Raw genomic sequence first — 25,885 nt, 5'->3', positions numbered from 1 at the left:
TTTTTCCCGCGGTCATAGTTCGATCAGCTCTTTATTCACCGGTGTCAGCACCTTATGGCCGCGGTCAGTCACTACAACCATATCTTCGATGCGTATTCCGAACTTACCCGCCAGATAAATGCCGGGTTCGATGGTAATTACCATACCCGGTTTCAGTTCCAGCGTCTGCCCCGCGGCAATCCGCGGATACTCATGAATCTCCAGTCCGACACCGTGGCCGGTGGAGTGCGTAAAGTATCGTCCCAAACCCGCCTCATGCAGGATACTGCGGGCCGCCTCGTCGACCTCACCGCAGGTTACTCCCGGCCCAACAGCTGCAACTGCCGCCTGCTGCGCAGCGAGAACAGCGGCATACGCCCGCTTTTCTTCCCTGCCCGCTTTTCCCAGGTGCACGGTGCGGGTCATATCCGAACAATAACCTTTGAGGATAACACCGAAGTCCAATGTTACGAAGCCCTTGCGCGGCAGCTTGCGGGCGCTGGCGCGGCCGTGCGGCAGAGACGACCGAGGCCCCGAAGCCACAATGGTTTCAAACGACATGGCCTCAGCACCCATGCTGCGCGCAAAGAACTCCAGCCCCGCGGCGACTTCGGTCTCCGGCACACCGCTCTGGATGTGCGGCACAGTTGCCTCAAAGATACGATTGCCTAGGTCCGCAGCCTTGGCCATCGCCTTCTGCTCGTCCGCGTCCTTGACCATGCGCAACTCGGAGACGACCGGCTTTGCGAGTGGCGCGAAGAACGACCGCCGGCGTTTGCCGGTGAGCGCGCCCCGCATGGCCGCGAGCTGGGCCACCGTAGTATCCTGCGGGTCGAAGCTCGCACCCTGGGCAGACGCTTCGAGCAGCGCGCACGCTTCCTTGAGCGCCGACTGCTTGGCGATCACCACCCGCGCCGCCTGCGTCTCTTCCTTGGCCTGGACGATGTAGCGGCTGTCGGTGAACAGAACCGCCTTCGAAGCGGTAACGACCAGAGCCGCGTTCGAGCCCGTGAATCCGCTCAGATAGCGAACATCGGGGAGGTGGGTAACGATCAGAGCTTCAACCTGCAGCGCAGCCATGCTCTTGCGCAGCGCGCGCAGACGCAATCCTTCATTCATGGAAGACTTCTTTCTAACTTGATTGTTTCAGATTGCGCGGTTTTCGTGGCGGGAGCGCCCCAGAACCTGGGTTCCGCGAATCCTCGGCTTTCGATTGGGTCGAATGGAAACTGCTGTCCAGGGAAAAACTACGATGCGACAAGAATTACGAAGCCTTGAGCGCCCCGGCGCGGCGGCTGCCCACGCGCGTGGTGCCGCGCACCGGCTTTTTCTGGCGCGGGCGAGCCGGCTTCGGCTCAGGAACGGCCTGGACTCCGGACTGCCGGTCCATCCATTCATCGAGACGCGATTTCTTGAACCGCCAACGATTGCCCAGCTTGAACGCGGGGATAAAGGATTCGGAAGCATACTTGTAGAGCGTGTCCGGACTGATGCCCAGGTAGTCCGCCGCCTGCCGTATATCCATGACCTCGCGAATCTCGTTGGTGCGTGCCGTCGAAGACTTCATATGTCGCTCCCGCGGTGCTCGGAATCTTTAAGGTTCGCAGCCAGGTAACCGGATCTGGATCGAAGACGTTATAGGTTAGTTAACGCAGATACCGAATAGGCCAGCGACCTGCTTATACCGTGTTTTCACCCCCTTATTCAAGGATTTTCAGTAGCCGGTGGGAGTATTCGGGGAGACTCCAGCGTTTGCTGGAGCAAAAAGCAGAGACATCTTGCGGTAAGTAACCGACGGTTACCCAATATTTTGTGCAGGTTGGATAGCTGATTCCCCATACGAGACCCACCGCTGCCGCTAAGGCCTCGAGGCGGGAGCAGAAGCCTAGGCGGGAGGAAGAACCGAGGTTTACCAGGAAGGAGCAGGGGCCTTCAGGCCCCTGAATCAGGCGTAATTAAAAAGGGCTTCAGCCCTGGGCTTTCCGCGTATGCTGCCAGGATGCGCCTGGTGCCCCAGGAAACCCGGACCTATTTCGTCACCGCTGTCACCGCCCAACGCCGGCGTCTTTTTCAGGTCGAAACCAACGCGCGATTGTTCGAAGAAACGATCCTCGATTACCGCAAACAGGGAAAATTTCTTCTCCACGCGTTCATCATCATGCCCGATCATTTTCACGCATTACTCACGCCTGTCCCGGAAATCTCCTCGAAAAGGCAATGCAATTTATCAAAGGCGGATTTTCTTTCCGGCTCAAAAGCAAGCTAGACGTCTGGATGCGGAGCTTCAATGAGAGCCAAATTTCGAGCGAACAGAGATACACGGACTGCGTCCGCTATATCGAGGAAAATCCGATGCGGGCAGGGCTGGCGTTGAGGGCAGACGCCTATCCGTGTTCGTCAGCGGGAAGAGGCGGAATGGATCCTATGCCTCAATACTTCCGGGGCTGAAGTGTCTTCATGTCGATCAAGGATTCAGGGGCCTGAAGGCCCCTGCTCCCTCCGTTACTTCGTTTCGCTGATTGACCTAAACCTTCGGCTCCAAACCGCTCAGGATTTCGAGGAAGCTATCGTCCACCGTGCGGTTCTTGGAGATGGCTTCCGCCAGCGGAATGCTCTCGATCTTGGTCCCGTGCAGCACGACCAGTCGGCCGAACTCGCCCTTGTGAACCATGTCGATGGCGGCAAGGCCGTAGCGCGTAGCCAGCATGCGGTCGTACGCCGAGGGCGTGCCGCCGCGCTGGGTGTGGCCCAGATTGACGGAGCGCGTCTCGTAGCCGGTCCGCTTCTCGATCTCTTCCGCCAGCGCCTGGCCGATGCCGCTCAGCCGCGCGTGTCCGAAGGAGTCGACTTTCTCGCCGACCGTCGCCTGGGCACCGGTGGGCAGCTTCGCGCCTTCAGCCACAACCACGATGCCGTACTTCTTGCCGTGATCGTGGTTGTACTTGAGCAGCGCGCAGACGTGATCGAGATCGATCGGCTTCTCGGGAACCAGAACGACGTGGGCGTTCCCGGCGACTCCGGCAGTCAGGGCGATCCAGCCCGCGTCGCGGCCCATCACCTCGCACACGATGACGCGGTTGTGCGCTTCAGCCGTGGTATGCAGGCGATCGACGGCCTCGGTCGCGATGCTCACCGCGGTGTCGAAGCCGAAGCAGACATCGGTGCCGTTGAGATCGTTGTCGATGGTCTTCGGAACGCCCACTCCGGGCACGCCCGCCTGGATGAGCGCGTTGGTCACCGACTGCGTGTCGTCGCCACCGATGGCGATCAGCGCATCGAGTTTGTTGGCCTTGATAACCTCGACGCACTTCTGAATGCCGCCCTCGATCTTGCGCACGTTGGTGCGCGAGGTGCGCAGAATGGTGCCGCCCTCGGTCAGGATGCCGTCGACCTTTTCGAGCGTGAGCGGAATGGTGTTGTTGTCCAGCACGCCGCGCCAGCCTTCCAGAAATCCCACGAACTCGTCGCCGTAGTGGTTGATTCCCTTCTTTACCACCGCATGAATCACGGCATTCAGACCCGGACAGTCTCCGCCGCCCGTCAACAGACCAACTCGCATCGTTATGCTCTCCTCGGGAAAAGTTCTCCGCAGCGATGATAACGGCCCGGCGTCGCGATGCAAAATCCACGCGGTGATCTCGCGGCAGGGGGCTCTCCGCACCGTCGCGTGCGCCGGAAGCGGCCGGGTTAAGATCGAGGGGTGTCGCAAGTCTCCGGCAAAGAAGCTCTGTCACGATGAACAAACTATTGACGCAGCGAATCGAGGTGATCGATTCGCACACCGCTGGCGAACCGACACGGCTGGTGATTGCCGGAGGCCCTGATATCGGTGCCGGCCCACTGCAGCAGCGCCTGGAGCGGCTTCGCACGCACCATGACGACTTCCGGTCCGCAGTGGTAAACGAGCCGCGCGGCTCGGATGTGCTGGTGGGCGCGCTCCTCTGCGAGCCCGAAGATTCAAGCTGCGCCGCAGGTGTCATCTTCTTCAACAATGTCGGCTATCTGGGCATGTGCGGCCATGGAACTATCGGCTTGGTGGCCACGCTCGCTCACATGGGCAGGATCGGCGCCGGAACTCATCGCATCGAGACGCCGGTGGGCGTAGTCAGCTCCACGCTGCACAATTCCGGCAAAGTAACGGTGCGCAATGTGCCCAGTTACCGCAGCCGGAAAAATGTACCGGTGATGGTTCCGAATTGCGGCGAGGTACGCGGCGATATCGCCTGGGGCGGCAACTGGTTCTATCTGGTCGAAGACCACCCCCTGCCGCTGACCCTGCAAAATGTGGAGCAGCTCACCGCCTTCAGCTGGGCGGCGCGCAATGCTCTCGCAGCCAGTGGGGTCACCGGTGACGACGGGAAAGAGATCGACCACATCGAGTTGTTCGGGCCTCCATCGAATGGCAATGCGGACAGCCGCAATTTCGTCCTCTGCCCCGGCAAAGCCTACGATCGCTCCCCGTGCGGTACAGGAACCAGCGCCAAGATGGCCTGCATGGCCGCCGACGGCAAGTTGAAGCCAGGACAGCTCTGGCGGCAGGAGGGCATTCTCGGCACTGTATTTGAGGGCGAAATCCAGATCGTCGACGGCCGCATCCTGCCCAGCATCACAGGAACGGCATACGTCATCGCCGAGTCGTCGCTGATCTTCGACGCGAACGATCCGTTTCGTGCAGGTATCACAGCATGAGCGCAACTTATGATGTCGTAGTCATTGGCGCGGGAATCGTCGGCGCGGCGTGTGCCGCTCAGTTCGCAGCAGAAGGCTTGCGCGTGCTGGTCGTCGAACGAGACAGTCCTGCCAGCGGAGCAACTGGCGCGGCCATGGGCCACGTCGTGGTCATGGACAACTCCGTAGCTCAGCTCGCTCTCACCCGCTACTCGCAGCAGCTCTGGCATGCGCTCTCCGCGTCCCTTCCCAGCGACATTGAATACGATCGGTGCGGCACGCTATGGCTGGCAGCCGACGAAGCCGAGATGGAGGAAGTTCGCCGCAAACACAAGCTTTACGCGGATGCCGGCATTCCATCGCAGATTCTCGACACCGAGGCACTTGCCGAAGCCGAGCCGAACCTTCGTCCGCTGCATGGCGCGCTGCTCGCGCCCGAAGACGCGGTGCTCTCGCCGCCGCATGCGACGGCCTATCTGATCGCTACCGCGCAGCAGCATGGCGCGGAGATTCTTCCCGGCAAATCCGTCACGAGCGTAAGACGAGGCGAAGTCACTCTCGGTGAAGGAACGAAGATCTCCGCCGCGCACATCGTCATCGCCAATGGCGTAGCCGCTGTTTCTTTGTTGCCCAAGCTGCCCATCAAGCCGCGCAAAGGCCATCTGGTGCTCGCGGAATCTTATCCGGGCTATGCGCACCACCAGCTGGTCGAGCTTGGCTATCTGCAGAGCGCGCACTCTGTGGCAACCGACTCCGTTGCCTTCAACGTGCAGCCGCGCCGCTCGGGGCAGCTATTGATCGGCTCCTCGCGCCAGTACACGGCCATGCATCCGGAGATCGATGCCGAGATCCTCGATGCGATGCTGCAACGCGCTGACGAATACATGCCGGGTTTAAGCAAACTCTTACAAGTCCGCGCCTGGACCGGATTTCGTGCAGCCACGCCCGACAAGCTGCCGTTGATCGGACCTACAGAAGATGCCACGCTGCTCTTAGCCACCGGCCACGAGGGTCTGGGAATAACTACCTCCCTTGCGACCGCGCATTTGCTCGCCGACACAGTCTTGCAGCGGCCCTCCAAAATCGGCAGAGAACCCTATCTCCCATCGCGCTTCATGATCTAGAGCCCCGAGCATCGGATGGAACAGCAGGCCCCTCAATTTGGCCCTTTACCCACGCGACACACAGCAAGCTGATAATTTTGATACTGGAACTATTGGAGACCGACGATGAACTGGTTTGGCGTGATGCCGGCGATGACCACCGCCTTCGACGAAAAACTTGGCGTCGATCACACGTTCATGCGCCATCACGCCGAGTGGATGGTCGCGAACGGCTGCTCCGGGCTGGTGATGCTGGGCTCGCTGGGGGAAGCGGCTACGCTCACTTCCGGCGAAAAAGTTTCCATCCTGAAGAATATTGTCGCGACCGCGGGCAAAACGGTCCCCATCGTCTCCGCAATCTCCGCGCTCTCGACGGCAGACGCCATTAGCCTTGCGAAATCCGCGGCCGATGCGGGCTGCTCCGGGCTCATGGTGCTGCCGCCCTATGTTTATCGCGGCGACTGGCGCGAGATGAAGGCGCACATCGCTGCCATCTTTAAGGCCACGCCGCTCTCCTGCATGCTCTACAACAATCCCGTCGCTTATGGAACGGATTTTGTCCCGGAGCAGATCGTTGAGCTGGCCGGTGAGCATGAGAACTTCGCCGCGGTAAAAGAATCGAGCACCGATGTGCGGCGGGTCTCCGCGATTCGAGCGCTGCTCGGCGATCGCCTCAAGATTTTCGTCGGCGTGGACGACGCCATCGTGGAAGGCATCGCCATGGGCGCAACCGGATGGGTCGCGGGACTGGTGAATGCCTTTCCTGCTGAGTCGGTGGCCCTCTTCAATCTCGCTCTCGAAGGCAAATCGAAAGAAGCCTTCGACCTTTACAAGTGGTTTCTGCCGCTGCTGCGCATGGACACCGTGCCCAAGTTCATCCAGCTCATCAAATATGTTCAAGAGCAGGTGGGAGTGGGAAGCGCGCGCGTGCGGCCGCCTCGCCTGGAGATTACTGGTGACGAGTTGGCAGAGACGAAACGCATCGTCCTTCAAGCCCTCGAGAGTCGTCCTACCATCCACGAAGTTGCATTTGCGCACGCCGCGCGGTAACCCCCAAACCACGGAGAATCACGAATGTTTACCGGCTTATCTCTTCTCGGCAATAAATATGGTTCCGCATCGGGCGCGGAGTTTTACGGCATCAATCCAGCCACCGGCGAGAAGCTGGAAGCACGCTTCGTATCGGCCGGCCCTGAGGACGTGGATCGCGCGGCTCTGCTCGCGGAAGAGGCATTCCCGAGCTACCGCAAGCTCTCCGGCAAAGAACGCGCGCACTTTCTGCGCACCATCGCAGACAATATCCAGGCTATTGCCGATGCAGTGATCGAGCGTGCGAATCTCGAAACCGCTCTGCCGGTCGCACGCCTGCAAGGGGAGTTGGCCCGCACCGTCAATCAACTGCGGCTCTTTGCCGATGTGGCCGAAGAAGGCTCGTGGACAGGTCCGCGCATCGACACGGCTCTGCCCGACCGCAAACCGCTGCCCCGCCCCGATATTCGCTCGATGCTGCTGCCGATAGGCCCCGTAGCGGTCTTCGGCGTGAGCAATTTCCCTCTCGCATTTTCTGTTGCAGGCGGCGATACGGCTTCGGCGCTCGCGGCCGGCAACACGGTTGTCGTCAAGGCTCATCCGGCGCATCCCGGAACCAGCGAACTGGTAGGCAACGCGGTTCGCGACAGCGTGAAAGCATGCGGTCTGCACCCCGGCGTCTTCTCACTGCTTTTCGATTCGGGCATTCACGTAGGACAGCGGCTCGTTCAGCATCCGCTGATCAAAGCCGTGGGATTCACCGGCTCGCTCGCAGCGGGCAAGGCATTGATGCAGCTGTGCGCGAATCGCCCGGAGCCCATCCCCTGCTTCACTGAGATGAGCAGCTCCAATCCGGTCTTCATCCTTCCCGGTGCATTGCAGCAGTACGAAAAAGTCGCCGCCGAGCTCACCGCCTCTTACACGCTGGGCGCGGGGCAGTTCTGCACCAAGCCAGGATTGGTGCTTCTGCCCAAGTCTGAGAACGCAGACAAGCTCTCAGAACAGCTGCGCAAGCGCGCCGCCGAGCTGCCCGAGTTCTCTATGCTCACGCCGGGGATCGCGGCTCACTATCGGAGTGGTTTGGAACACAGAGCGGCGACTGCCGGTGTGCGGGTTGGATTCGAATCCGCCAATGCATCCGCTGGATCAAAGACCACTGCAGCGCTTCTCGAAACTGAAGCCGCTGACTTGCTGAGCAATCCCGCACTCACGGAAGAGATCTTCGGCCCCACCACCCTGCTCGTCACCTGCAAAGAGGAAAAACAGATGCTGGAAGCGGCGCGCGCGCTGCAGGGCCATCTCACCGCAACGCTGCTGGGCACAGAAGAGGACCTCGCCGCGCATCAGGAACTCATTGCCATCCTCGAACGCAAGGTGGGACGCGTGATCTTCAACGGCTATCCCACCGGCGTCGAGGTCTGCCATGCGATGGTTCACGGCGGGCCGTTCCCTGCGACCTCCGACAGCCGAGTCACGTCGGTCGGCAGCATGGCCATCTTCCGCTTCGCGCGACCGGTCTGCTATCAGAACCTGCCGCAGAGCGCGCTTCCCACAGAGCTGAAGAATGAAAATCCGCTCGGAGTACTGCGCATGGTCAACGGCGAGATGACGCGGGAGACCATCCCTTCATAAATATTCGTTAGAAGATGGGTTCGTTTCCTCAAGACGGGCGCGGCGCAACAGCTTCCCCTCTGTAGAATGCCTGCATCGCTTCTCGATGACTTGCAACTACGAAGGGAGCTTCGTGTTCCGCAGAATCGTCTCTGTCGCCTGTCTATCCGCAATTCTATTTTCGCCATCGTTCGCTCAATCTGTAGCCGCCACAAACGAGGATGCGCATCTCAACGATGCTCTCGACACCGAGTGGCAATATGAGCTGAAGACCAATCCCGAAACGGCTACCTACGTCGGCGATACGCGCTACAACGATCGATTGAACGACTACTCTCCCGCCGCCTTTGCGCGCGAGGTCGCGCATGCGAAGGAAGCGCTGCAGCAATTCGAAGCCATCGATCCCGCGACGCTGAGCGATGAAGGACGACTCAATCGCACCCTGATCCTGCGCACCCTGCAGCGCAGGATCGACGGCGCTCCGTTCAAGAATTGGGAGATGCCGGTGAACCAGATGAACGGGCCGCATCTCGATTACGCATCGATGCCATCGCAGATGCCGTTCGATACCGTCAAGGATTACGAGAACTACCTGTCGAGGCTGCGGCAGCTGCCTACAGCCTTCACCGACATCACCCACGACATGCACCTCGGTCTGCACGACCACCTGATGCCGCCGCGCTACCTGCTCGAAAAAGTCGCCGCCGAATGCCAGGATATTGCCGACAAGCCGGTGAGTGAGAGCCCGTTTGCTGAGCCAATCCAAAAATTTCCGGCAGCGATTTCAGCCACCGATCAGCGTCGATTGAAGCAGGTGATCGAGGACGCGATCCGCATCGACGTAATCCCTACCTATGCGAAATTCGCAACGTTTGTACGCGACGAATATGCGCCGCACGGACGCGCCGATTTCGGGGTGTGGGCGTTGCCCGATGGCGATGCGCGCTATCGCGAAGCGGTGAAGGAGATGACCACCACCGACCTCACGCCGGAGCAGATTCATGCGATGGGGCTGGCGCAGGTGAAGGAGCTCGACGCTCAGATGCTGGCGATCGCGAAGGCCCAGGGTTATGCCGATGTGAAGAGCTTCAACGAGCACATCCGCAAAGATCCCAAGCTCTATGGCAGCTCGGGGGCGCAGATCCTAGGCCTTTATCAGCACTATGCCGATCAGATGTATGCGAAGCTGCCGCAACTTTTTGCGCACCTGCCGGAGAACAAACTTGAAGTTGTGCCGATGGATGCCTTTCGCGCCCCGGATGCCGTGCCTGCCGACTATTCGCCCGGCGCGGCGAATCGTCCAGGCCGCATCAACGTCAACGAGTACGATCCGACACATCGCCTGCTGCTCAATGTGGAAGCCATCGCATACCACGAGGGCATTCCCGGACACCACATGCAGTTCTCGATCGCACAGGAGCGCAAAGACCTGCCGCCCTTCCGCAAGTTCGGCGACTATAACGCCTATTCAGAAGGATGGGCGCTGTATGCCGAGCGCCTCGGCAAAGAAGTCGGCTTCTACCGCGACCCGTACAGCGAATATGGCCGGTTAGGCAACGAGATGTGGCGCTCGATAAGGCTCGTCGTCGATACCGGCGTGCATCAGGATCACTGGACGCGCGATCAGATGATCCAGTTCTTTCGCGACCACACTGCGATGGATGAAAAGAACATCGAGAGTGAAGTGGATCGCTACATCGCATGGCCGGGCCAGGCGCTCGCCTACAAGATGGGCCAGATGAAGATTCTAGAAATGCGCTCACTCGCGCGAAAAGAATTAGGACCGAAGTTCAATATTCGGGGCTTCCACGACGCCGTGCTCGCCGAAGGCCCGTTGCCACTCGATGTCTTCGACACTCGCATGCGCGAGTGGATCGAGAAACAGCGATAGCGTTATGCGATCGACACAATCCCCATAACAAGCGTCATTCTGACGGACAAAGGGAGGAAGAATCTCGGCGATGCTTCATGATAAACATCGCTGAGATTCTTCACTACGTTCAGAATGACGGGATCTAAATTTGGAAAAAGTTTCAATGAGCCGCTGAAGGTAAGCCTACTTCGTGTCAGCCGCCTTCGTATCGCTTACCCTGCCGTCATCGGGATTATTCCAATCGGGAGGCGCCTGCCCCAGCACGTTCTGCACGAAGAAATCTTCAAGCATGCGCTGGCCGTAGTCGCCGCCTGCGCCATGTCCACCGCCTGGAACGACCAGCAGGCTAAAGGTCTTGTTAGCTTTGATCAATGCATTCACGACCTGAAAGGTGCTGGAGGGGTCGACATTCTTATCCATCTCGCCGACCACCAGCATGAGCTTGCCTTGCAACAGGTGCGCATTGTCGACATTGGAAGACGCCGCGTACTGCGGTCCTACCGGCCAGCCCATCCACTGCTCGTTCCACCAGATCTTGTCCATGCGATTGTCGTGGCAACCGCTGTTGGAGACAGCAACCTTGTAGAACTCGGGATGGAAGAGCAGCGCGCCCATCGAGCTTTGCCCACCGGATGAGGTGCCGAAGATGCCGACATTCGAGATGTCATACCACGGATATTTTTTCGCGGCTGCCTGGTGCCACAGGATGCGATCGGCGAATCCCGCGTCTTTCAGATTTTGGTACGTGACATCGTGAAAGGCGCGGGAGCGGTTGTTTGTGCCCATGCCGTCGATCTGCACCACCACGAATCCCAGCTCGGTCAGCGGCTGCGCGTACACTCCGAATTCCTTAGGAACAAACGACCCTTGCGGTCCGGCGTAGATCGATTCGATCACCGGATACTTCTTATGCGGATCAAAGTTCGCCGGCTTGTAGATCACTCCCCAGATATCCGTCTTGCCGTCGCGCCCTTTGGCAGTGAAGACCTCCGGCGGTCTCCATCCTGCTTCGAGAAGCCGGCGCACATCGGCCTGCTCAATCGTTGCCACAGGCTTGTCCGCAGCGGCGTTGTGCGAGTCCGTCTTATACAGCTCCAAAACCGGAGGGTTCTCCAGCGTGGAATAAAGATCGAGAGAATACTTGCCATCGGACGAGAAGACCACGCGATGGTCGGCATCCTGTGCCGATAGAGACGTAAGACCGGTGCCGTCGAAGTTAATGCGGTAGGGATGCGTGTAATACGGATCTTTCCCCGCATCCACACCGCTGGCCTCGAACCATATCTGCCGCTTCTCAGGATCGACATGATCGACGGCGCGAACCACCCAGGCGCCCTTGGTGATCTGATTCTTCACCTTGCCGGTGGCGGCGTCATAGAGATAGAGGTGCTCCCATCCATCGCGCTCCGACGCCCAGACTATCTCCTTGCCATCGGCTATATCCACGCGAACCTTCTTGCCGGTATCGAACTGGTCCGGAACCAGAGGCTCATAGTTGATGAAGGTTCCACTCAACTCCTCAACCAGCGTGCGTACTCGCCCGTTCGTAGCATCCACCTCGATCACGCGATAGACCTGGTGGCCGCGCTGGTTGTATTCGAAGGTGAATCCGCGGCTGTCCTTCCACCACACCGGGGTGGTCATTTCATACGGATTGGGAAACAGGTCGTTAGCGATTGAAAACTGCCGATTCGGCGCGATGCCGAACAACACCGGCTGGGGCAACGCAAGAACATCTCCCGGCTTGGGATAGACCATGGATGACGACTTCGGCTGCAACTGGTCGGCCGGCGACGACTCCACGTAGTGAATCTCGCGTTTATAGCCGGGGCGAATGCGATACGCCACCAGATGCGAAGAATCGGGGGACCAGGTGAGCGTGTCGAAGGCATAGTAGTTCCCTTCCGAGCCGTCCTGACTCAGGAAGACTTTGTCCGGCTGCCCCTTGGCGCGGATGCAGACGTTGTAGTTCTCGACGAAGGCCTCCCATTTGCCATCGGGAGATGGCTTGGTAACCTTGTCTCCATTGATGGCTTTGGGTGTGTCGTCGTAGCCATCGTCATCGTATTCGGGATCGCCAGGATGGGGCGCGCCAAGATTCGCGCATTCGTAACTATTTAAGTTGCAATTCCACAAGTTGTCATCGAGCAGGAATCGAATCGCAGCCTGTTTGTCGGTGTAGCGAAAGCGCTCAAACGGCAGCGTCACCGCCGTATACGGCTTCCCGGCAACCACAGAGAGAGATGCAGCCAGCTTTGCCTGATCGAAGGCCGGCTTCTTCTCCTGCGTCTCAGCATTCACCACGACGAACTCGTAGCCGCCTTCGACGCTGCGGCGATACCAGAACGTATCCGTTCCATCGAGCCACGCGGGCGTTTCGGCGACGTTCAGCGCCAACCCTTTGTATCGATCTTTTAGCTTCGCGGCGCGGTCGTAGTCATCGCGGGTGACCGGCGTGGGCGGTGCGGTCTTAGCAAACGAGATGGCGAAACTCAGAGAAAGGAGAAGAGAAAGGCAGAGCCTGCGCATTCAACCTCCGGGCACGCGGACCTTCAGAGGAAGTCCGCGCATCCCAGTTTTTAATTTTCCCTAAGTATACGGCCGGTGTGCCCGCCTTCAGGAAAAACGCAGCTCCGTAACCAGCGCGCGAACATCTTCGCTATCAATGACGCCCCTGGCGCGCAGGATAGAAGTCACTTCCGATGCGGCCCCAGTGATCGACGTGGATGCGTTGGCTTCCATCTGGCGCAGAGAGCCGTGGAAGTGAGTGGCATGAGTGACGCGGGCGATGTCGGCAGCCTGGTCGATCCGCAATCCCCCGCCGACGGCAATCTGCGCGCGGCCGGCTGCCTGTTCCACCAGACTCGCCAAGGCCACCGCGCCGGACACCACATCCGGCTCACCGCCTGCGGTGAGCACCCGCCGGCAGCCTGCGGCAATCACGTCTTCCAATGCCTGCCACAGCGAGGCGGTGTAATCGAAGGCCCGGTTGAAGGTGACTTCCAGCGGCGCTGCGAGCTCGACCAGCTCGCGGGTCCGCTCGATATCGACAGTCGCATCGGCGTGAAGAATGCCGATCACAAAACCGCTCACGCCCAGTTTTTTGAGATGAACCAGATCCTCTTTCATCACCGAGAACTCGGCGTCGGAATATTCGAAATCACCCGCTCGCGGACGCAACAAAATATGAATGGGCAGAGAGCAGCTATTCAATGCAACCTGCACCAGACCATGGCTTGGTGTCAGGCCGTCTTCGATCAGCGCCGTGCACAGCTCGATGCGGTCGGCACCGCCCCGCTGCCCTGCGACGCAGGCTTCTACGCTTTCCGCGCAAAGCTCAAAAACAATTTCACGTGTTCCAGCCACACAATCCTCAAAGCAATCGGTAAAACCCTCTTTTAGAAAAACAGGGTGTACTTATCAAGACGCAAGGCGAGCCGAGGGTCTCGGCTCGCCGCAATCGTTGCGTGTTGGGTTAGAAAGTGTAATGGAGCGAAAGCTGAAGTCTACGCTCCAGCGAGCGCGTAGGCCCATTTTGATTGGAGATGTTGCCGAATTGCGAATCGGTCACACCACTGTCCGGATTGCCATAGCTGGCAATGTTGAAGACATTGAAGGCATCCGCACGGAAACCGATCGTGTGTCCCTCGACGATGTGGAAGTCTTTGAAGATCGAGCTGTCGACCTGGGTGAAGGTCGGGGTCCGCTCCGTGCCGACGCGTGCCGAGCCGAAGCTGTTGGTGGCAGGAACGCCGTAGGCGCAGACTCCGTTGTCAACACCCGGCGTGGTGCAGGGAGTCGCCGATGGGTCAGTACCGAACCAGTTGTTGATGCTCCGGTTCACGATCTTCAGCTTACGATATTGGTTGGCACGCTCCTGCCCCAGGCTGTTGCTGTTGCTTCCTCCCTGCGGATCGGTCACAGTAATCGGGAATCCAGAATAGGCAATTAGCGAGCTCGAAAGCGACCAGCCACCCAGTACCTCATCCACACCACGGTTTACGTTCGAACCGAATTTCTGACCGCGGCCGAAGGGCAGCGCATAGACGCCAAGAGCAGTCAGGTTGTGCTTAATGTCGTAGCCTGACGGACCATAATCGGCAGCGCTGTCGTAGCCGTTCTGGAAGCCTTCCGCGCCATAGCTGTAACCCGGAGTGTTGAGGTTATAGTTGCCCAGGCTGTTGGTGAAGGAGCGGCCATAAGTGTAGTTCACCGTGTATTCGAGACCGTGATGAGCGCGGCCACGCACAACCGCCTGCAAGGCGTTGTAATTCATCTTCGCCTCGGGCTCGGTAACCAGAACGGTCCCGTTGCCAATTAGCGGATTGGCGGCAAGAGGAGCAGATGCCTGATTGCCATTAATGAGAAATTGGTTGGCATTGCGTGGATCGAGCAAGTGCTGTCCGACCTCGCCGATGTATCCGACCTGCATGGACGTGAAGGCATTGATCGCGTACTCCGTGGTCAGGTTCCACTCCTGGATATAAGCGGGGCGTTGATTCTTCGGCCATGCGCCGAAGCTGCCACCTGAGTTGATATCTCCGGGATTGACGCTGAAACCCTCTTCTACCGTGTACGGCAATCCAGGGCTGTAGGGGGTCGTGGGGGTGGCCGCAGCGGGAGAGACTGGCTGCCGCGTACTGGATTGGATGAATGGTGGCAGCGAGGTCAGACGCTGGTTGGAGGCACTGCCTTCGAAGAAGCTGGTAGCACCATAGCCGCCACGGACAACGAAGCGGTCTGTGGCCTGGTAAGCGAAGCCGAAGCGCGGCATCCACTGGTTATAGTCGGCGTCATAGCAGGCGCGGTTGCTGCAAAGCTGCGAGCCTGCGGGAGCGCCTGCAGGAATGCGGTCCGCGTAAAGGAAGGTCCCGGTGGTCAGGTCTATATTGCCGGTCTTGTTGTTGACCTCGTACCAAGGCTGATCCACTTCGTAACGGATGCCGAGGTTTAGGGTCAGGTTAGGAAGTACCTTCCAGTCGTCCTGGAAGAAGCCCGCCGTACGCCACTGGCGCTGCCCCACCAATACTCCTGCCTCTTGTACATTAGCGCTCGATACGCGATCGAGCACGAAGTCCGCGCCTGCATAGCCAGCGTTATTTACCGCCCCGGAGTTTGGGTTGCTGGTGAATGCCCCGGTGTAGTTGAACGTGCCGAGAAATCCGTCGTTGTTACTGGTGATGTAGTTGTTCTCGTAACGAATGGCCTCGATACCCATGCTGAGCAGGTGCTTGCCACGCTGCCATGTCAGGTTGTCGCCGTAGCTATAGGTATTGTCGGTGAGCGACGCGATAAGGGCGGTCGTACCAACGTTGCTGAAGTTCCCCAGTCCTTGATTGGAAAAGCCCACATACTGCTGCGTGGTTAAGCCGATGCCGACTTTGGCATTGCCGCTAAGACCGAACTGGCCGCTGGGGTCCGTGGGAACGTTCTGGTTCCAGACCACGCGGGTAAAGCCCACCCGTGCCGAGTTGACAATGCTCGGCGAGAAGACATGCACCCAGGTTGCGCCGCCCAGCTTGGTCGGGAAGACATTCTGCGACGGGAAGGTGATATCCAGCACCGGCTGGTTGCCGTCGAAGGCGTCGGACTGGCTGTAGAAGCCGGTGATCTTATCCGCCTGCCGCGGGTCCCATTCAATCTTGAGGTCGCCCTGATTGTTGACGGTAAACGTACGATTCGGTCCCTGGAAGTTGTTAGCCGCGACTCCATCCGTAGGGGCTGCATTGGGGAGGGGATAAAGGGCGGGATTGCTGAACAGGAACTTCGCGACCGGGTTCACGATCGGAATCTGGTTGTTGGCGTAGGGAGCAGAATTGTTCTGCGTATCGTAGAGCTGGATCGCGGCGTTCTGAGTGCCGTTGACTGAAGGAGGATTCAAGAGCTGAGAAAAATCGCCGGTGCGCATGGCGGGCGTAAAGACGCTGGCCGTTTTCGTTCCGCCCGTGTGCTCTCGGGCACCCTCGTAATCCGCAAAGAAAAATAGCTTGTCGCGCTTGATCGGTCCGCCGAAGGTGCCACCAAACTGCGTTTGCGTATACGGATTGATGGCAATGGCCGGATCGGCGTGATTGTTTTGCCAGGAATTGGCGTTGAGATTCTCGTTTTGCAGGTACGCGTAGGCTGAACCATGGAACTGGTTGGTGCCGCTCTTTAGAACGCTGACCACGTCGCCGCCATTGACGTTGCCGTATTCGGCCGGGGCGTTCGAAGTGATGACCTTGATCTCCTGGATCGCGTCGGGAGCCGGGTTGTAGGCGATCAGGTTGTTTTCGTTCTCGTTCAGGTCGATGCCGTCGAGGGTGTAGTTGTTGGCCTGCGCACGGTTGCCGTTGATGTTCGGAATATCGTCATTGTTCGTGCTGCGCTCGATGGCGTTATTGCCGACGAGGCCCTGCGGGCTGGTGGTGACCGAACCCGGGATGAGCAGCGTCACCGTCGAAAAATTGCGCCCATTCAGCGGGATGTTGTTGACCTCGTTGCTGGTCAGCGAAACACCCAGGCTGGCGTCATTGGTGTTCAGAATTGGAGCCACCGAACCCTCGACAACCGTGGTCGTCGTCGCCTGTCCCACTTGCAGCTTGGCGTCCAATTTCACCGTCTGATCGACTTCCAGCGCGAAGCTGGGAAATTTCGTCGTCGCAAATCCGTTTGCCGAAACCGTCAGTTCATACCGGCCGATGGGCAGGAAGCGGATGCTGTAGTCGCCGCTGCTGTTGGAAGTCGCTGGGGTATCCACGCTGGTCGCGATATTGTGAGCGACGACCTGTGCGCCGGAAATGACCGCACCGGTGTTATCGGTGACCTCACCGTTGATCGATCCTGTGACTGTTTGGGAGTAGGCAACGCCCGCGCCTAGAAGAACGGGGAGGATGGCAATACAGAAACACTCGAATATCTTTTTCATTTTTCTTTTACAGCTCCGGCTGCGTGGGCCGAGTTGAACGGGCTCTCTCTAAAATTTGTCGGACTTCCCGAGTCGAGGTGCGGGGAACGGGAAATGTTAAGGCGAGATGTGAATCTAGCGTCAATAGGAGGGAGCATAAGTATCCTGCACTACGGCTGTCAATCAGTTTTTTGCAGAATTGTGAATAATTATGCACCGTATAAGCCAATCTGATGAGTGTTCATGATTGGGTCTGTCGCGCAAGCAGCCAAACCTGTATGGAAAAAGACTCCTGCGACAGGGAGGGCGATCCATGAATTCCAAGAGAAGAGCGTAGGAAAAGGGGTCGATCAGGCGGGATCAACGGCCGGGTAAGCGTTTGGAACACCATCCCCGGCCATTGCTTTTTCAGGAGGCGGGCTGCAGGACTTCCGCGGCATCCGCCGTTTCGCTTGCACGGGCCAGCACAGCGTCAATATGACGGGAAATCTCCTTCAGCGCGTGGTGTTGGGCAATGTCCTTCTGGAGTCGCCGAGCCTGTTGGCGGTAGCCCTTATTCGCCAGGACGGCGTGAACCGCGGTGTGAAGCTGATCTACCGTTGGAAATCCTGTCTTCAGATTGACTCCGGCTCCGCTCCACTGCAGACGCGCCGCGGTGAATGCCTTATCTTCGGTCTCCCCGGAAATGACGATCGGAATTCCGAAGCTGAGGCACTGCTGGACCGCGCCGAACCCTCCATTGGTGACCATGAGATCGACTTTCGGCAGCAGATGGGTGAAAGGCACAAACGATTCCACTCTCGCATTCGCAGGAACAACGAGGTCGTCATGGTCGGGGCGGCCAGTAGCGGCGATAACCAGAACATCGTCGTTCGCCAGGGCATTCAGGGTCGGCTGAATCAGGTCGTTCAAGTTCCGATTCGCCAAAGTGCCCTGAGTCACCAGGATCACCGGTTTTGAGCCGTCTAACTCACTCCACCACGAAGGCTTCTTAAAATCGCCGGACGCCTCCGGCAACACCGGCCCCACAAAATGGAGATGAGAGGGCATATCGCTGCGCGGAAATTCGAACGCTTCTCCGCTGAATTGCAGAACCATGTCAGGCAGCTTATAGATTGCGTCGATCCAGAAGTCCGAGAGCGTCGGTACGCCACAATCACTGAGAGAGTCGTTGAGGCCCTCCTGCATCGGCCAGAATGCTTTTTGCGTCTGCAGATTTATCTCGCGGATCCGTTCGCGTCCTCCCGGCGTATTGTCCGGAGGGGAAAGGGGAGCGCAATCCACACTCCCCAACATGAGCGGATTGACGCCGCAACATATGACCGGAGGCCGCTTTTCGCCTGATCGCAACAGCAAGGGAAAGGTTCCAAAATACATCGAGGAGGTCAGGATCACATCCACTGAACTCTCTTCGAGAATCTGCTGCAGACCGCGATCCAGATCGGGAAGAGCTTCGATGATGGTCTTCTTCAGAGCGTAGTTGGTCAGCTCCAAAGTCGTCAGATTTTCCTGCCCTTCAGGGATGAATGAGCTTTGGTAGTCGAAATCGGCCTTTCCGATGGTCGGCACAAACAGAAGGCCTGCCTTCTCCACCTTTTGCCGAAATAGCTCCCCGGCATGAAATGTGACCTTGTGACCCTGTTTCGCCAGATAGGCCCCGACCGCCAATGTTGGAGTGACATGACCGGGGTTCGAGTGCGCACAAATAAGAATATGGCTCAAAATCTCTCCTGCGCGGTATGAGCTATGGGAGATTCGAGTCTCGCCCAGCCACCAGAACCTCAGTTCCGCTCTGCTGCAGAGCGCCCACACTCATAGCCGTTGCAGGTAGAACACGACGCCGCGCGAAGATATTCCCCAGCCGCTCGTGGCGTGCGAGCGCGTGTTCTCCAGGAATTTCGAGAGGATTGGGTCTACCTGTCCGGGTCTGTTATTTGCCCAGGCGCCGGGGCTCGCAGCTGGCGCATCCGAAGAGCTGATACTCCACGCCGAAGGTCACGCCGTAGGGCTTGATGGCTCCGAAGCTGAATTGCGGCCAGTATTCGTATTCGAAGTCGACCAGACGCAGGCGAATGCGCCGGGCCGCGTGATAATCCAATCCCCCGCCGGCGGCGAGGACGAAGTAGCTGCCGCGCGCGTAGTTGTAGGGGAAATTGAAGAGTCCTCCGCCGCCAAGTCCTTTGACGTATGGCCGCAGGTTGCCGTTGACATTGAAGTTTCGGCGCGGCCCGCCCAGGTAGGTGGAGAAATGCGTGTCGGCGAACTGATGCAGCCAGATCCAGTTGGCCTCGCCCTCCAGGCCCCAATGATCGTTGAGATCGCCATCGACATAGACCCCGGCACCGCCAAGGTAGCGTTTGCCGTAGTCGAGATGAAAGCCGGAGACCATTCCGCCCACGGCGAAGGTCTGATTTCCGCCATAGCTGGAAGGCGCCACTTGCGCGAAGCCGGCCGTGGCCAGCCCCGCAGTCAAGCAGGCAAACAGAATTGCACGGCGAACTGGAGCGAATAACTTGAGGAATTTCATCTGCACTTATTGATTGACCGTCACCGTTACATCAACGGCATGATCCATCCCGGTTTTCACTCCGTTGGCGGTCACCTCGATCTTGTAGGTTCCCGGCTGCGCGCTGCTCTCGTTCAATCCGCCGCAGCCGGTGACGGTAAAGGCTGCAGCGGAGAGCAAAATCAGCAGCAAGGTGCAGAAGATTCCGCTATATTTTTTGCGCGCTCGCCACCAGATCAGCCCGAAGAGAGCGCCGCCGGGAAATATCCAGGCCAGCTGGGTGGACGAAGGCCCTCCCGGCATCTCGTTCTTCGCCGAGCCGCCTGAAGTCAGCGGAGAAGCGGTGTCGATGGTCACTTGCGCGGTGACCGAGCCGTTGGCCGGAAGCGTGACCATCTGCTGCGAAAAATTGCAGGTGATCGAGGCCGGCAACGATCCGCAGCCCAGTCCCAGCTGATCGGTGAAGCCATCGGTCGAGGTAATGGTGAGCGTCACCGTCGTGTATTGCTTGGTCACCACCGTCACTGCCGGAGGGTTCAGCGACATCTGAAAGTCAATCGGCTCCGTGACGGTTACAGATACCGGAACGGAGGTCGAGACGGCGTTGTTCGCATCGCCGCTGTAGACGGCAACGATGCTATATGTCCCGGTCGTCAGAGTCGGCGTGAGAGTCGCAGTGCCGGCGCTGGTCAGCGTCGCCGAGCCAATCGCCGTCGTCCCGTTTTCGAAGGTGACCGTGCCGGTGAGAGGCGCCGATCCGGCGGAGAAGACCGAGGCCACCAGCGTAAGCGGCTGCTGGGTAGTCACGGCCGCAGCCGAGGCGCCCAGCGTCGTCTTGGTCGGAATCGCCTGGATAACCTGCGCCAGTGTGCCGGACTTAGCCGCAGCATCGTCCGTGTCGCCGCCATAGGCAGCGGTGATGGAATGCGTACCCACCGGCAATGTCGAGGTCGTGAAAGATACCGTTCCGTTGGCCGGCAGCGTAAGCTCCGCCAGAACGCTCGAGCCATCGTTGATGGTGACCGTCCCCGTCGGCACAGTGCCGTTCCCATTCGTCACTGTCGCGGTAAAGGTGACCGGAACCGCGGCCAGCGCCGGATTCAAGCTCGATGCCAATGCGACAGAGGTCTGCGACTGCACCGACTGGTTCACCACCGCGGATGTACTCTTCTGATCGTCGCTATCGCCGCTGTAGCTGGCGACGATCTGGTGAACGCCGATCGAGAGAGTAGTGGTCGAATAGCTGGCCACACCCGCGGTGTTGACGTTCACGGTGGCCAGCGGAGTCGAGCCATCGGTAAAGGTGATAGCCCCGGTCGGAACGATCCCGTTGCCGCTCACCGTTGCGGTAAAGGTCACGTTCTGCCCGAAGAGCGAAGGATTCTGATTCGACGCGAGCGTCGTGGTTGTGCCGGCCGATTGAACTGTCTGGGTCAATTCCGCGGAGGTGCTGGCGATATGAAGGGTGTCCCCGCTATAGACGGCCGTGAGCGCATCTGAACCCACTGCAAGCGCGGAGGTAGTAAGGCTCGCGACTCCGGCAGCGCTCAACGTCGCCGCACCGACGACCGAGTTGCCGCTCTTGTAAGTCACGGAACCGCTGATTGCGCCCGAACTTGCTCCGAGCACCGTCGCGGTGAGAGTAACCGGCGTTCCTCCGATGGAGGGATTCTTGCTCGACGCAAGTGAAGTGGTCGTCATTTCCTGGACGGTTTGCGTCAGCGGTGCGGAAATTGCCCCGGTATTGTTGGCATCGCCGCCATAGCTGGCCGTGATGGTGTGCTGCCCCACGCTGAGGCTCGAAGTGCTGAAGGTCGCTGCTCCCTGCGGCGACAGGCTCGCCGTGCCGATGGGCGCGCTGCCATCGCTAAACAAAACACTTCCGCTGGGCGTTCCCGCCGCTCCCGTCGGCGTGGCCGTGAAGGTTACCGAAGCGCCGGCCGAGCTGGGATTGAGATTGGAAGTCAGGCCAAGTGTCGGAGCCGCCTGAGTCACAGTCTGGACCAGGCTCGTCGATGATGCGGTGTTGTTCCCATCGCCCTGGTAAGCGGCGGTGATCGTATGCACTCCCGGCGCAAGGCCCGATGTAACGTAGTTGGCCACTCCGGCCGGAGTCAACGCGACCGTCGCCAGCGAAATTCCGCCATCGCTGAAGATCACGTTGCCGGTAGGCGTCACGCCCGATCCGGTCACGGTCGCTGTGAAACCAACCGCTCGCACGGCAACACTCGGGTTCTGACTCGACGTGAGGTTCACAGACGATGTAGCCTGGACCACGCTCAGCGCGTAGGTCGACGAAGTGCTGCCCGCGTCGTTCGGGTCTCCTACGTAGGTCGCATAAATCGAGTCCGATCCCACCGCCAGGCTGGAGATGGGCAGGCTGGCCGTGCCGCCGCTCAATGTCGCCGTGCCCACCTGAGTTCCCTGGCTGAAAAATCTGACCTGGCCGCCAGGCGTGGCGCCATTGCCGGTCACGGTGGCAATCAGCGAGATAGTCCTGCCGGCGGTAGCGGGATTGGCGCTCGCGCCGACCGTTGTGCTCGTAGTTGCCTGATTGACCGTCTGCACATACGCGGCCGACGTGGTGCCCGCATTGTTGGGATCGCCCGCATACGCGGCGGTCAGCGAATGCGGGCCCACCACCAGAGAGGTGGTCTGGTAATTCGCCACACCTCCAACCAGCGTTAACGTTGCCAGCGGCGTCGCGCCATCGCTCAGATTGACGTTGCCGGTCGGCGTCCCCGATGCTCCGCTAACTGTAACTGTGATGGATACGTTTGTTCCGGCAATCGAGGGATTGGCGCTCGACGAGAGAATCGCCGTGGTGTTGGGGAGAACCTTCTGGCTGATCACCAGAGACGTAGAGGTGAGATAGTTGCCATCGCCGCTATAAACCGCTGTGAGGGAATGCGTGCCCACAGATAAGGCGGAGACAGGAATGACCACCGTTCCATTTGCGCCAACATTCATGGTCGAGACGGTGGCGGTTCCATCCAACAGGCTCACTGTTCCAGTGGGCGCAGTTGTGCCGCCGTGCACCGTCACGGTGAAGGAAACGCTTTGCCCGGAGGCCGAGGGGGTGAGCGAGGAGCTGAGACTGGTGGTCGTCGAAGCCTTCTGCACGGTTTCGGCGAGGCCAGTGCTGGCGCTAGCCACGTCGTTCGCATCCCCGCTGTAAGTGGCCACGATCGAATGCGAGGCGACAGACAGAGCCGAGCTGGAAAGGGAGGCGGTAAAGCTACTGCCCACATTGATCAAGCTGCTGGAGCCCAGCAGCGCGTTTCCATTCGCGGCATCGGTGAAGGTGACGATTCCCGTGGGAGTGGCGCTCCCATTGCTCACAGTCGCGGTAAACCTGACCGAATCCCCGAACGACGCCGGATTCTCGCTGCTCTGCACCGAAGTCGATGTGATCGCCTTCACCACCTGCGAGAGCTGCGGAGAGGTGCTTCCGGCGTTGTCCGAGTCGCCCACATACGCAGCCGTGATCGAATGCGTGCCGGTCGTCAGCCCGGAGTAGGTGAATGACGCGGCGTTTCCGCTGAGGGTGCCGGTGCCGATCATCGCGCCGCCGCTCAAGAAATTCACCGTGCCGGTGGGTGCCGCGCCGCCATCCGGAGTCGCTGACACCGTAGCCGTGAAGGTCACCGAATCGCCCGAGACCGAGGGATTTTCGCCCGACGTGACGGCGACCGAGGTCTGCTCCTGAATGTCTTCGCTCACTGCGGGCGAAGTGCTGGCGCTATGCACGCCGTCGTCGCCGTTGTAGACAGCGGTGAGGCTATGGGTTCCAACCGTCAGCGCCGAAGTCGTGAAGCTGGCCGTCCCCGTAGTTCCGGGACTGGACGGGACAGTCAGGTTGACCGTGCCCAGAATCGCCGTCCCGTCCTTGAAGTTCACGCTGCCGCCCAGCGTGCCGGTGCCCGTGGTTACCGTGGCGCTCAGCGTCACCTGCGCGCCGAAGTTCGCCGGATTGGGCTCCGCCATGAGCGCGGTGGTCGTGGAATTCAGAGCCAGCGCATCGCCCGACACCTGGATATCGAGCGGACCGTTAGCGGGATTGCCCGTGACGCCCAGATCGATGTTGCCGGTGATCGGACTTCCCACCTCCGTCGGAGCAAACTCCGCAGCCACATTGCAAGTTCCGTCGATGATGACCGACGCCGTGGTGGAACAGGCATTTGTCGTGGTGCCAATCTGCGCATTTGAGTCGGGCGTGATGGCGGTGAGAGTCATCGCTGCGTTGCCGTCGTTTTCGATCGCCTGGATCTGCGCCGGGCTCACCTGGTCTTCGCGGAGCGAATCAAATGTGAGCGTGACCGTGCCGCTCTGCACCTCGCGAATGCGGTGATCGAAGTAGTCCGCGATGAAGAGGTCGCCCTGCCCATCCAGAGTGACTCCATAGGGACCGAAGATCTCCGCCGCGGTCGCGCTTCCCCCATCGCCGCCGTAGATCCCGATTCCTGTTCCGGCGACAGTGTTGATCACCAGTTGGCTGTTGACCGTGGTCACCTTACGGATGCGATTGTTCTGGGTGTCGCCGATATAGAGATTGCCCGCCGCATCGATCGCCACGGCCGAGGGCGCAAAGAGGTTGGCATTGGCCGGAGCTCCGCCATCGCCGCTGAAGCTTCCCGTGCCGGTGTGGCAGCTGCCGGCGAAGGTTTCAATCTTGCCCGCCTCCGCGCCGGTGACATAATCCACGCGGACGCAATTGTTGCCTGAATCCGGGATGTAAATGTTCTCAAGCGAGTCGAATGCGACGGCGTAAGGAAGATTCAGCTCAGCCAACTTTGCAGCGCCGCCGTCACCGGCGAATCCGGCGACTCCATCTCCGGCGATGGTGACGGCGTTATTGCTGGATGGCGCGACTGTGAGGATGCGCTGATCGCTCGTGTCGGCGATGTAAACATCCCCGGCAGCATCGACCGTGACTCCCAGTGGATTATTAAGCTCGACCGTAGCGGCATTTCCATCCAGATTGGCCGGAACTCCATTGCCGGCAATCGTGGCAATGTCGCCAGTCGCCTTGTTGATCTCGCGGATCGCATTGTTGCCGCTGTCCGCGATGTAGAGATTGCCCGCACCGTCGATGGCCACGCTGCGCGGAGTGTTGAGCGTCGCGTTGACAGCTGATTGACCGTCGCCGGTGGAACCGGGAGCTCCGGTTCCGCAGATGGTCGAGATGACATTGTCGGCAGCGGAAACCTCGCGGATGCGGTTGTGCGCGGAATCCGCGATGTACAGGTTGCCGGCTCCGTCCACCGCTACGCTGGAGGGAAGATCGAGGTCGGCTGCAAGCGGCGATCCGCCATCGTTCACCTCCGTCCACTGCCCGGTTCCAACCGCAGTTTGCATCGTGCCGGGTACCATCACCCCCAGCGAGCCCTGCCCTGTTCCCGTTAGATATTGCGTGGCCAGCACGTTTCCGCCTGAGCCTGTCAGGACAATCGCGCCGTTGCGCACGCCAGGATATTTCGGAGTGAAGGTGATCTCGATCTGACAGCTGCTCGTGCCTGCGGTGCTGAAACTGGCATTCGTGCAGCTGTTCGTACCGGAAACCGTCGGGTTGAAGTCGAGGCCGGATTGACCGAGAGTCAACACGCTGACCGCGCTCACCGCGCCTGTCGCCTGCGCGGTTACAGTGATGGTCTGGGGATTCGAGGACGCACCCACGGCAGTTTCCAGAAACGTCGTCTGCCCATGAGCCGCATGAAATGCGCCGATGCAGCCGAGTACGGCGAGTCCGAGCAAACGGAAGGCCCTGCGAAGACCAAGAGGCTCCGGACGATACCCGTCAGTCCCGGCATCGGCAACACCGGATAGACGACCGTCCGTCGCGCACGAACGAGAGAAACGGAGGCGAAGATTCTCCCCGGGGCCCCTCAACCAAGTACGGCTCATTGCAGTGTTCCCGTAAAAAGATTTTTTGCTCTCGTTCGCAGTAAGGTCGGCGATTGCCTTCTTCGAATCTCTTACGAGCCGCGGACCGGCACAGCAATCGCGTTGCGAACTGCTGCATGGCCCGACGCGGTCTGGGACCGAAAGTGTGCCACCCCGACACACTTATCGTCAGTTCTGGACAATCTTGTAACTTCTGGGGGATTTCTGTCTCAAAGTAACATCAATACAAGCCAAATAGATTACTTTTGTTACCAAAGTTTGGGTACTTGACATTGGCATTACTGAAATTTGGCTCTGCGAGGCTCTCTCAGCACATTCGCTGGCGC

The 25,885-nt window shown here is 59.5% G+C and carries 15 protein-coding genes; 6 read left to right on the top strand and 9 right to left on the bottom strand.

Annotated elements, in window-relative coordinates:
• Window positions 1–12: 12 nt before the first annotated feature.
• The gene (locus XX99_RS06160; protein ID WP_050058523.1) at window positions 13–1,098 is read right to left on the bottom strand and encodes a M24 family metallopeptidase; all 1,086 of its coding nucleotides are present in this window, start codon (window positions 1,096–1,098) and stop codon (window positions 13–15) included.
• Window positions 1,099–1,243: 145 nt separating this feature from the next.
• Window positions 1,244–1,546, bottom strand: coding sequence for a helix-turn-helix domain-containing protein (locus XX99_RS06155; RefSeq protein ID WP_050058522.1), 303 nt, complete (start codon window positions 1,544–1,546; stop codon window positions 1,244–1,246).
• A gap of 441 nt (window positions 1,547–1,987) precedes the next feature.
• Between XX99_RS06155 and XX99_RS27960 the strand changes: the two genes are divergently transcribed.
• A complete protein-coding gene (locus XX99_RS27960; protein ID WP_231581168.1) occupies window positions 1,988–2,245 on the top strand; it encodes a transposase in 258 nt (85 codons plus the stop codon).
• Window positions 2,246–2,503: 258 nt separating this feature from the next.
• Here the strand turns inward: XX99_RS27960 and XX99_RS06140 are convergent, their stop codons facing one another.
• Window positions 2,504–3,538: a 6-phosphofructokinase gene (locus XX99_RS06140; RefSeq protein ID WP_050058519.1), complete on the bottom strand. Its 1,035-nt coding sequence runs from the start codon at window positions 3,536–3,538 to the stop codon at window positions 2,504–2,506.
• A gap of 176 nt (window positions 3,539–3,714) precedes the next feature.
• Between XX99_RS06140 and XX99_RS06135 the strand changes: the two genes are divergently transcribed.
• The 5 genes from XX99_RS06135 to XX99_RS06115 all read left to right on the top strand — a co-directional run bounded on the left by XX99_RS06135 (window position 3,715) and on the right by XX99_RS06115 (window position 10,281).
• On the top strand, window positions 3,715–4,668 hold the full coding sequence (locus XX99_RS06135) for a proline racemase family protein (protein ID WP_050058518.1): 954 nt from the start codon (window positions 3,715–3,717) through the stop codon (window positions 4,666–4,668).
• Window positions 4,665–5,771: an NAD(P)/FAD-dependent oxidoreductase gene (locus XX99_RS06130; RefSeq protein WP_050058517.1), complete on the top strand. Its 1,107-nt coding sequence runs from the start codon at window positions 4,665–4,667 to the stop codon at window positions 5,769–5,771. Before XX99_RS06135 ends, XX99_RS06130 begins: the two co-directional genes overlap by 4 nt.
• 105 nt (window positions 5,772–5,876) lie before the next feature.
• Window positions 5,877–6,800: a dihydrodipicolinate synthase family protein gene (locus tag XX99_RS06125; protein WP_050058516.1), complete on the top strand. Its 924-nt coding sequence runs from the start codon at window positions 5,877–5,879 to the stop codon at window positions 6,798–6,800.
• A 24-nt stretch (window positions 6,801–6,824) separates the two neighbouring features.
• Window positions 6,825–8,411, top strand: coding sequence for an aldehyde dehydrogenase (NADP(+)) (locus XX99_RS06120; protein WP_050058515.1), 1,587 nt, complete (start codon window positions 6,825–6,827; stop codon window positions 8,409–8,411).
• 112 nt (window positions 8,412–8,523) lie between these two features.
• Window positions 8,524–10,281 carry a DUF885 domain-containing protein gene (locus tag XX99_RS06115; protein ID WP_184084736.1) on the top strand — a complete coding sequence of 586 codons (1,758 nt, stop codon included), beginning with the start codon at window positions 8,524–8,526 and terminating at the stop codon, window positions 10,279–10,281.
• A 165-nt stretch (window positions 10,282–10,446) separates the two neighbouring features.
• Here the strand turns inward: XX99_RS06115 and XX99_RS06110 are convergent, their stop codons facing one another.
• The 6 genes from XX99_RS06110 to XX99_RS06085 all read right to left on the bottom strand — a co-directional run bounded on the left by XX99_RS06110 (window position 10,447) and on the right by XX99_RS06085 (window position 25,559).
• A complete protein-coding gene (locus XX99_RS06110; protein WP_050058513.1) occupies window positions 10,447–12,792 on the bottom strand; it encodes a DPP IV N-terminal domain-containing protein in 2,346 nt (781 codons plus the stop codon).
• A gap of 87 nt (window positions 12,793–12,879) precedes the next feature.
• Window positions 12,880–13,629: a copper homeostasis protein CutC gene (locus tag XX99_RS06105; protein ID WP_050058512.1), complete on the bottom strand. Its 750-nt coding sequence runs from the start codon at window positions 13,627–13,629 to the stop codon at window positions 12,880–12,882.
• Window positions 13,630–13,738: 109 nt separating this feature from the next.
• The gene (locus tag XX99_RS06100; protein WP_050058511.1) at window positions 13,739–17,170 is read right to left on the bottom strand and encodes a TonB-dependent receptor; all 3,432 of its coding nucleotides are present in this window, start codon (window positions 17,168–17,170) and stop codon (window positions 13,739–13,741) included.
• A 387-nt stretch (window positions 17,171–17,557) separates the two neighbouring features.
• A complete protein-coding gene (locus XX99_RS06095) occupies window positions 17,558–18,871 on the bottom strand; it encodes a nucleotide disphospho-sugar-binding domain-containing protein (RefSeq protein ID WP_184084739.1) in 1,314 nt (437 codons plus the stop codon).
• 208 nt (window positions 18,872–19,079) lie between these two features.
• A complete protein-coding gene (locus XX99_RS06090) occupies window positions 19,080–19,676 on the bottom strand; it encodes a porin family protein (RefSeq protein WP_156185821.1) in 597 nt (198 codons plus the stop codon).
• Between the two features lie 6 nt (window positions 19,677–19,682).
• Complete coding sequence (locus XX99_RS06085; protein ID WP_082125297.1) at window positions 19,683–25,559, bottom strand: Ig-like domain repeat protein; 5,877 nt, start codon at window positions 25,557–25,559, stop codon at window positions 19,683–19,685.
• Between the last annotated feature and the right edge of the window lie 326 nt (window positions 25,560–25,885).

The sequence above is a fragment of the Silvibacterium bohemicum genome, assembly GCF_001006305.1.
In the GTDB taxonomy this organism is placed as follows: domain Bacteria; phylum Acidobacteriota; class Terriglobia; order Terriglobales; family Acidobacteriaceae; genus Silvibacterium; species Silvibacterium bohemicum.
Note: the sequence above shows the minus strand (reverse complement) of the source record. Positions and strands in the feature narration are given on the sequence as shown.